At 30.5% G+C, this 7,681-nt stretch carries 12 protein-coding genes; 9 read left to right on the plus strand and 3 right to left on the minus strand.

Features of this window, described 5'->3' with window-relative positions:
* The 8 genes from CD129_RS03245 to CD129_RS03280 all read left to right on the plus strand — a co-directional run.
* Positions 1–1,027 (plus strand): DUF871 domain-containing protein (locus CD129_RS03245; RefSeq protein WP_144436999.1); only part of this gene is annotated, 1,027 nt, incomplete at its 5' end.
* Positions 1,028–1,330, plus strand: a complete 303-nt coding sequence (locus CD129_RS03250) for a PTS sugar transporter subunit IIB (RefSeq protein WP_078357058.1) — start codon at positions 1,028–1,030, stop codon at positions 1,328–1,330.
* Positions 1,331–1,339: 9 nt separating this feature from the next.
* Positions 1,340–1,654: a PTS sugar transporter subunit IIA gene (locus CD129_RS03255; RefSeq protein ID WP_107509178.1), complete on the plus strand. Its 315-nt coding sequence runs from the start codon at positions 1,340–1,342 to the stop codon at positions 1,652–1,654.
* 64 nt (positions 1,655–1,718) lie between these two features.
* Entirely contained in the window at positions 1,719–2,582 is an 864-nt protein-coding gene (locus CD129_RS03260; protein ID WP_078357056.1) for an SDR family NAD(P)-dependent oxidoreductase, read from the plus strand.
* A 117-nt stretch (positions 2,583–2,699) separates the two neighbouring features.
* Positions 2,700–3,542, plus strand: coding sequence for a formyltetrahydrofolate deformylase (purU, locus tag CD129_RS03265; RefSeq protein WP_078357055.1), 843 nt, complete (start codon positions 2,700–2,702; stop codon positions 3,540–3,542).
* An 86-nt stretch (positions 3,543–3,628) separates the two neighbouring features.
* On the plus strand, positions 3,629–4,573 hold the full coding sequence (corA, locus tag CD129_RS03270) for a magnesium/cobalt transporter CorA (protein ID WP_078357054.1): 945 nt from the start codon (positions 3,629–3,631) through the stop codon (positions 4,571–4,573).
* Positions 4,574–4,627: 54 nt separating this feature from the next.
* Complete coding sequence (gene scrK, locus CD129_RS03275; protein WP_078357053.1) at positions 4,628–5,497, plus strand: fructokinase ScrK; 870 nt, start codon at positions 4,628–4,630, stop codon at positions 5,495–5,497.
* Positions 5,498–5,510: 13 nt separating this feature from the next.
* A complete protein-coding gene (locus CD129_RS03280) occupies positions 5,511–6,077 on the plus strand; it encodes a GNAT family N-acetyltransferase (protein WP_078357052.1) in 567 nt (188 codons plus the stop codon).
* On the opposite strand, the gene CD129_RS03285 is transcribed toward CD129_RS03280, so the two are convergent.
* The 3 genes from CD129_RS03285 to CD129_RS13390 form a co-directional block, all read right to left on the minus strand.
* Positions 6,074–6,256, minus strand: coding sequence for a hypothetical protein (locus tag CD129_RS03285; RefSeq protein WP_078357051.1), 183 nt, complete (start codon positions 6,254–6,256; stop codon positions 6,074–6,076). The genes CD129_RS03280 and CD129_RS03285 overlap by 4 nt on opposite strands.
* Positions 6,257–6,340: 84 nt before the next feature.
* Positions 6,341–6,607, minus strand: a complete 267-nt coding sequence (locus CD129_RS13385) for a nitroreductase family protein (protein WP_243832021.1) — start codon at positions 6,605–6,607, stop codon at positions 6,341–6,343.
* Positions 6,608–6,775: 168 nt separating this feature from the next.
* A complete protein-coding gene (locus CD129_RS13390; protein WP_243832022.1) occupies positions 6,776–6,943 on the minus strand; it encodes a nitroreductase family protein in 168 nt (55 codons plus the stop codon).
* Between the two features lie 191 nt (positions 6,944–7,134).
* Between CD129_RS13390 and CD129_RS03295 the strand changes: the two genes are divergently transcribed.
* Entirely contained in the window at positions 7,135–7,638 is a 504-nt protein-coding gene (locus CD129_RS03295) for a tyrosine-protein phosphatase (RefSeq protein WP_243832023.1), read from the plus strand.
* Positions 7,639–7,681: the final 43 nt, after the last annotated feature.

A 7,681-nucleotide genomic window follows, 5' to 3' on the forward strand; every position in this document is an offset into this window, starting at 1 on the left:
AGCACATGAGCATGGTTTTACACGAATTTTTACGAATTTATTGCAATTAACTGATGATAATAAATCGACTTTATTACCTATCATTGAAAAAACGATTCGTTATGCTAAAAGTTTAGACTTTGAAATATTTATAGATGTAGCACCAAGAACTTTTAAAGTCCTCGGTATTGAACCTAATGACTTATCTTTTTTTAATGATCTAGGTGTTGATGGAATAAGGCTTGATGAAGGTGTAGGCGCAAAATTAACAAGTGATATGACGTATAATCCATATGACATAATGATTGAATTGAACATGAGTGTCATGAATCACTATATAGATAATGTAATGGACTTTGAACCAAATCGAGCTCATTTAGTAGGATGCCATAATTTTTATCCTCATCGATATGCTGGTATATCTGAAGCATTCTTTTTAGAAGGTAGTAAAAAATTCAAAAAATATGGTCTTAGAACAGCAGCATTCGTTTCAAGTGAAGAAGCTGACTTTGGACCATGGCCAGTTACAGAAGGATTGCCAACTTTAGAAGAACATAGAGGAATCCCCGTTTCTACACAAGCACAATACTTATGGGCAACTGATCTCATTGATGATGTGATTATAAGTAATTGTTATCCATCAGAAGAAGAATTAAAAAGACTGAGTTATTTAAAAAACGAAGCAATCACGTTTGATGTAAAGTTATTTGTTGATATTACGGAATTAGAAAGAAAAATAGTTATCGAAGAACCACATTTTTATAGAGGTGATGTAAGTGACTATATGATTCGTTCAACTCAAAGTCGTGTGAAATATAAAGCAGAATCATTTCCCGTTCATCATACAACCGCTATTAAAAGAGGTGACATCTTAATAGATAACGAAGAATATGGACAATATAAAGGGGAGCTACAAATTGCTTTAAAGCCTATGATAAATACAGGTAAAGTAAATGTAATTGGGAGAATTGCACCTCATGATTTACAATTGCTCAATTATTTGAAACCATGGGCGTTTTTTAAATTTAATATTCAGGAGATGAAATAAATGAAAAAAATATTATTAGTTTGTTCAGCAGGTATGTCGACAAGTATGTTAGTGAAAAAGATGCAAGAGGCAGCAGAAAATGAAGGTAAAGATTATGAAGTCGAAGCTTTAGCCTTATCAGAAGCGGAAACAAAGGTTGATGATGTAGATGTTATTCTACTTGGACCACAAGTGAGATTTCAAAAGGCACAAGTTGAAAAAGTAGCTAATGGCAAAGTGCCGGTAGACGTTATAGATATGCAACAATATGGCATGATGGATGGAGAACGTGTCTTAAAACATGCTGAAAGCTTAATGAAGTAAGGTGATATTATGGAAAAATACGAACAAATTGCTTTTCAAATCATAACTAATGTTGGTATGGCAAAGAGTAGTTATATGCAAGCAATTAATGAAGCTAAATCTGAAAAATTTAAAGAATCCGAAGATTTAATTAGTGAAGGTAATCAATTTTTAATTGATGGTCATAAAGTGCATAAAGATTTAATACAAGCAGAAGCTAGTGGTGAAACAGTACCGATGACGCTCTTATTAATGCATGCTGAAGATCAGCTTATTTCAACTGAAATTATTAAAGAAATGGCAAAAGAATTAATATATGTACATCAAAATTATGTAAAAAAATAAATGTCATAGTTAAAATATATATTTCAGGGTAAAAGAACGGTAATAAATTAAAGGAGTATATACAATGGCGAATAGAATACTAGCAATTACAGGTCCAACATCAGGAATAGGTGAATCAACAGTTAAAGAGTTAGCCAATGACTATGACATTATTATTTTATTGTGTAGAAATATAGACAAAGGTGAACATTTAAAATCACTTTTAATAGCAGAACATAAAAAATTAAATGTAGAAGTCATAAAATGTGACTTATCTAATTTAGCCAATGTAATGAAAGCCGCTACTCAAATACTAGATCAATATCCATACATTGATTGTTTAATTAATAATGCAGGTGTCGTTTCATTAACAAGACAAAAAACTGTAGATGGTTTTGAATTAATGTTTGGTACAAATTATTTAGGTCACTTTTTATTAACACATATTTTATTTGAATCTATAATGAGAAGCCATGATAAACAAATTATAATTGTATCTTCTGGGGCATATAAATATGCTCATATAGGACATCATAATTTCAAATATCCATTGAGATTTAATCCGATTAAATCTTATAGTAGATCTAAGCTAGCTACATTGTATTTCATGCAAGAATTATACGAGCAGTTTCATCATCGTGGATTGAATGTAACAGCTGTACATCCAGGCGCTGTCTCCACTAACTTAGGAAAAACTAAATATAATCATAGATTTGGGGATTTAATTTATAAAATGTTTGACTCTATGTTTATTTCACCTAGAGAAGGTGCAATGTCTACAATTAAAGTAACGAAAGATAAATTTTTATTTAATGGAGCATATGTATATGAAGGGAAAGTCACTGAATTAGAAAATCAAGGGCTTAATTATTATGACCGTAAAAGATTGATTAGAGAGACTTTAGAAGCATTGCAATTAGACCAATTTATGTATTTGAGCACAAATTAATAGTGAATGCGTTTACATTGAATATATGCTACTCAATTCATTGTTTTATTGCAAATTAAATTTTATAATAGTTGTTATTGTTAGAATATTTCCAATATTAATAAAGGGATGAGATACATGAGTAAGCATTATATTTTATTAGCGGATTGCAAAGATGAAATTGGTATTACATCACTAATATCAACAATTATAAAAGAAACAAATTCAAATATATTTCATTTAGATCATTATACTGATGTTCAAGAAAATGAGAATCACTTATATCTACGCATTGAATTTGATAAAAATGATGAAGTGAAATCAATTTTAGAAAAAGAACTAACAACAAGAAATATTAATTTTCAAATTTTTGACGCTGAAGAAAAAGTAAAAACGGCGGTATTAGTTTCTAAAGAAGATCACGCGTTAAGTGAAATTATATTACGCGCAAATCGTCAAGAATTCCCAATAGAAATAAGCTGTGTTATTAGTAATCATGAAAATAACCGTAAATTTGTTGAAGATATGGGAATACCTTTCCACCATGTAAAAGTGACTAAAGAAACAAAACGTGAAAGTGAAGATGAAATTTCGAGAATAAGTGATAGTTACGGAGTGGATTTACTCGTACTAGCTAAGTATATGCAGATTTTATCAGAAGTCTTTGTTGAAAGGCATCATCTAAAAATTATTAATATTCACCATTCATTCTTGCCATCATTTATTGGTGCAAATCCTTATAAACAGGCTTATACAAGAGGTGTCAAATTAATAGGAGCTACAAGTCATTATGTTACAGAAGATTTAGATGCTGGTCCAATCATTGAACAAGATGTTGTAAGAGTTAATCATCGATATTCAGCACAAGATATGAAAAATACTGGTAGACATGTGGAGTCTCAAGTATTAGCAAGAGCAGTACAGTGGCATTGTGAACACAAAGTGATTGTAAACGGAAATAAAACAGTCGTATTTACCTAAATACTTGTTAGCAGTGAGTATATTTGCTCACTGCTTTTTAAATTGTATAATATAGATAAAGTAAAATGAAAATTGGTGTGAATATAATGATTAAAACTTATTATTGTAATTCAAATAATGAACTAAAAGAAACGACATCACCAAAAGATATTGCAGAAGACAAAAAATGGTTATGGGTTGATTTAAACGAACCTACAGAAGAAGAGGCAAAAGTATTAGTAGATTATTTTGATTTTCATGAATTATCTATTGAAGATGCGACGCTTGTTCAACAAAGACCCAAATTCAAACAATATGATGATTATCAGTTTGTTGTGTTCCATGCGTTAGATTTAAAAACACTTGAAGCTGAAGAAGTTGATATTTTTATTGGCGATGATTTTATTGTGACTTATCATAAAGAACGCTTTGAAGAAATAGATACTGTTAAAAGAAAGTTGTTTAATCAAACAATCAATTTGGAAGAGCCAAAAGATATTTTGTTAAATTTGCTAGATGATATAGTAGATAATTATTTCCCATTTATTTACGATATTGAAGATAAAGTATTTAATTTTGAGGATCGTCATAATATAGATATTTCAACGAAGTCTTTAATAGATGATACTTTTGATTTAAGGCAAGAGTTGTTAATTATTAAACGAACTGTTCAACCAATGAGAGATTTGGTATATCGAATGAGAGAAGGTAAAGTATTACATCTAAATGAACAGCAATTTCTATATATTACACATATTAATGATCATCTTATCAAGCAAATGGAAATGGTTGATTCTTCGAGAGAAATGACAAGTGACATACGTGATAATTACATTTCTCTAAACTCATTTAAAATGAACAATATTATGAAAATCTTAACGATATATTCAGTAGTGTTTATGCCTTTAACTTTGATTGCAGGGATATACGGAATGAACTTTACAAATATGCCTGAGCTTAGTTGGCACGACGGATATTATATCGTTCTAATTATTATGGTCATCATTGCGTTTATAATGTTAACTGTTTTTAAAAGAAAGAAATGGTTTTAGGTATAGTAGTTATGTTGTGTAAAAAAATATAATCATAGAAAGTGAGTGGGATTATTGAAACTTTATGGAGCGATTGAAGCAGGAGGAACAAAATTTGTATGTGCAGTAGGTGATGATAACTTAACTGTTATAGAAAGTGTTTCGATACCAACTACGGAACCAACTGAAACGATGCCAAAAGTTATAGAATTCTTTAAAGAGCATGACATTATAAGTATTGGTATTGGTTCATTTGGTCCAATAGATATTAATAAAGAATCTGATACATATGGTTATATAACTTCCACACCAAAGACAGCATGGAAAAATTTTGATTTCATTGGGGCTATTAAAGAGCATTTTGATATTCCGGTCGCTTTTACAACTGATGTAAACACTTCATTATATGGTGAGTTTAAAAAAGGTATCGCAAAAGATATTAATTCAGCAGTATATTATACAGTTGGTACAGGTATCGGTGGAGGAGCTATGGTCGGTGGTAAATTTGTTCAAGGATATAGTCATCCAGAGATGGGACATATGACAGTAAAGATACATGAAGATGACCAAAGCTTTGAAGGTAAATGTCCATTTCATGGTAACTGTTTAGAAGGGGTTGCATCAGGACCTGCTATTGAAAAAAGAGCTGGTATATCAGCGAAAGAGATTAAAGAAGATTCGAAAGATTGGGATATAGTAGCTTATTATATTGCTCAGGCAGCATTGAATACAACGTTAATGTTATCACCAGAAAAAATCATTTTTGGTGGAGGCGTAATGCATCAAAATCATTTGTTGAGTAAAATTCATAAGCAATTTGAGTTATTAAATAATGACTATATTGCACTTCCACCGGTAGAAGAGTACATCGTTTCTCCAAGTTTGAATGATGAACAAGGAATAATTGGCTGTTTAGCTTTAGCACAAAATGAAAATAAAGCATAAGAAGGTGTGAATTATGGAATTATTAGTAACATTAGGTGAGAATCAAACATTAGAAACAGACAGACTTATATTGAGACCTGTAAGTTTAGATGATACAGAATCACTTTATGAATATTCATCTAATATAGAAAATACTTCTCATGTATTTCCAACACATTTGTCAAAAGAAGAAACAAAAGAAGTCATCGCAAATTACTATTTGAAATCACCATTAGGCAAATATGGAATAGTCTTAAAAGAAGAACATAAATTAATTGGCACAATAGATTTAAGAGTAGATACAGAACATAAAAGAGGCGAGATAGGATATGTGCTCAATTTAAATTATTCTAAAAATGGCTATATGACAGAAGCGGGATTAGAGATATTGTCATTGGCGTTTGATAAGTTAAAATTAAACCAAGTAAATGCAATGCATAGCACTATTAATCCTAAATCTGGACAAGTTATGGAAAGATTAGGAATGAAAAAAATTGGTGTTATGCCAAAAAATAGAATTCATAAAGAAAAAATTGTAGATGATGCTATTTATGTTATAACGAATGATGAATATAAAGAAATGAAAAAAGCAGCTAATTAAGCTGCTTTTTTCATTTTAGTTAGTGCCTTTAGCCCATATGCAAATATACCATAACCAATTAAAGAGCTAGGTAACCATCTCTTTGTTAAAGAGATGTCCTTATTCTTATTGATAAATATATAAGGTACTAACGTTGATATTAAGTAAAGTACTAGAACTTTTTGATAACGTTTGTTCATCTTAAACACCTCACTTCATTACCTATATTATAATCTTTTTTTGAGGTGTAGTATTATCATATTATTACAAAATTAGTACATTCTTTATTCAAATTTTGCAAATGATGAAGCTGGTAAGCGTGATGCTCTATCATTTGTCATTTCACCTTTACCAATTGAAATAAGCATAGCGGGTACTAAGTTATCGTCAATATTAAATGCGTCAATTACAGATTGTTTGTCAAAGCCAATCATAGGGCAAGTTGCATAACCAGCATCCTCACTGACTAACATTAAACTCATCGCAAATAATGATGCGCCACGTACAGCTTCGTCTCTTTTATTGAGATCACTTTCAAAGAATCGATTCACACTTTCGATTAAGCCTTCTCTTTTATTAGCTGGAATATGTTCGTGTTCAATCCAGTCATCAGCTATATCTCCAATTGTTTCATGTGCATTTAAATCACCTAAAATGATAAATGTTGCACTTGCTTCTTTTATTTTAACTTGTTTGTTAGCTGCGTTATATAACTTTTCTTAAGCTTCATCAGTGTCAGCTACTATTACTTTCCACTGTTGTAAATTCCAAGCAGATGGTGATAGTGCTGCTTTGTCTAATAAATCATAAATTGTTTCTCTATCTAAATCATATTGCTCATAAGATTTTACTGAGCGTCTTCTTTCAAGTGCTTTGGTTAATTCCATTATCTTCCCACTCCTTATATTTCGATATTTTTATGTTCATATAAAAAAGGAATAATTACAAACTTTCTGCTTATTTGAAATATAAAATTGAAGGCTTATTAATATAATTTATAAACAGATATTTGTTACAATATAAGTAATAAGAAAACTTATTGATATTTGATAGTTCAATGACTAAAGGAGCGATGCACATGATTGATATTCATAATCATTTATTATATGGATTAGATGATGGTCCAATAGATGCAGAAAGCATGCTTGAATTAGCAAGAGAAGCCGAAAAAATTGGGATTACTGATATTGTAGCAACACCTCATTATATAGAACATCGTTTTAAAAATAGTGCGGACATAGTTAAAGCAAGAACTGAAGAAGTACAATCGTTATTAAAAGAACATCATATTAATATAAAAGTGTATCCTAGCCAAGAAATTCATATGTTTGGAAATGAGTTAGCAGGATTGGAATCAGGAGAATTGTTACCTATAACTGAAGGCTCAAGATATGTATTAATTGAATTTCCATTCTTTACAGTTCCAGACTTTGCGAATAACACGTTTGACCAATTATTCGATGCAGGGTATCGTCCTTTATTAGCTCATCCAGAACGTATCATTCCTATACAAGATAAACCTCAAATTTTATTTGACTTCGTTTGTCAAAATAAGCTAGACAGTTTACCTACATCCATGTAACTCATAAATACTTCCAACGGGGTTTGATAATTCAATGACTTTC

Origin of the sequence: Mammaliicoccus fleurettii, assembly GCF_003970575.1 — a bacterium.
GTDB lineage: Bacteria > Bacillota > Bacilli > Staphylococcales > Staphylococcaceae > Mammaliicoccus > Mammaliicoccus fleurettii.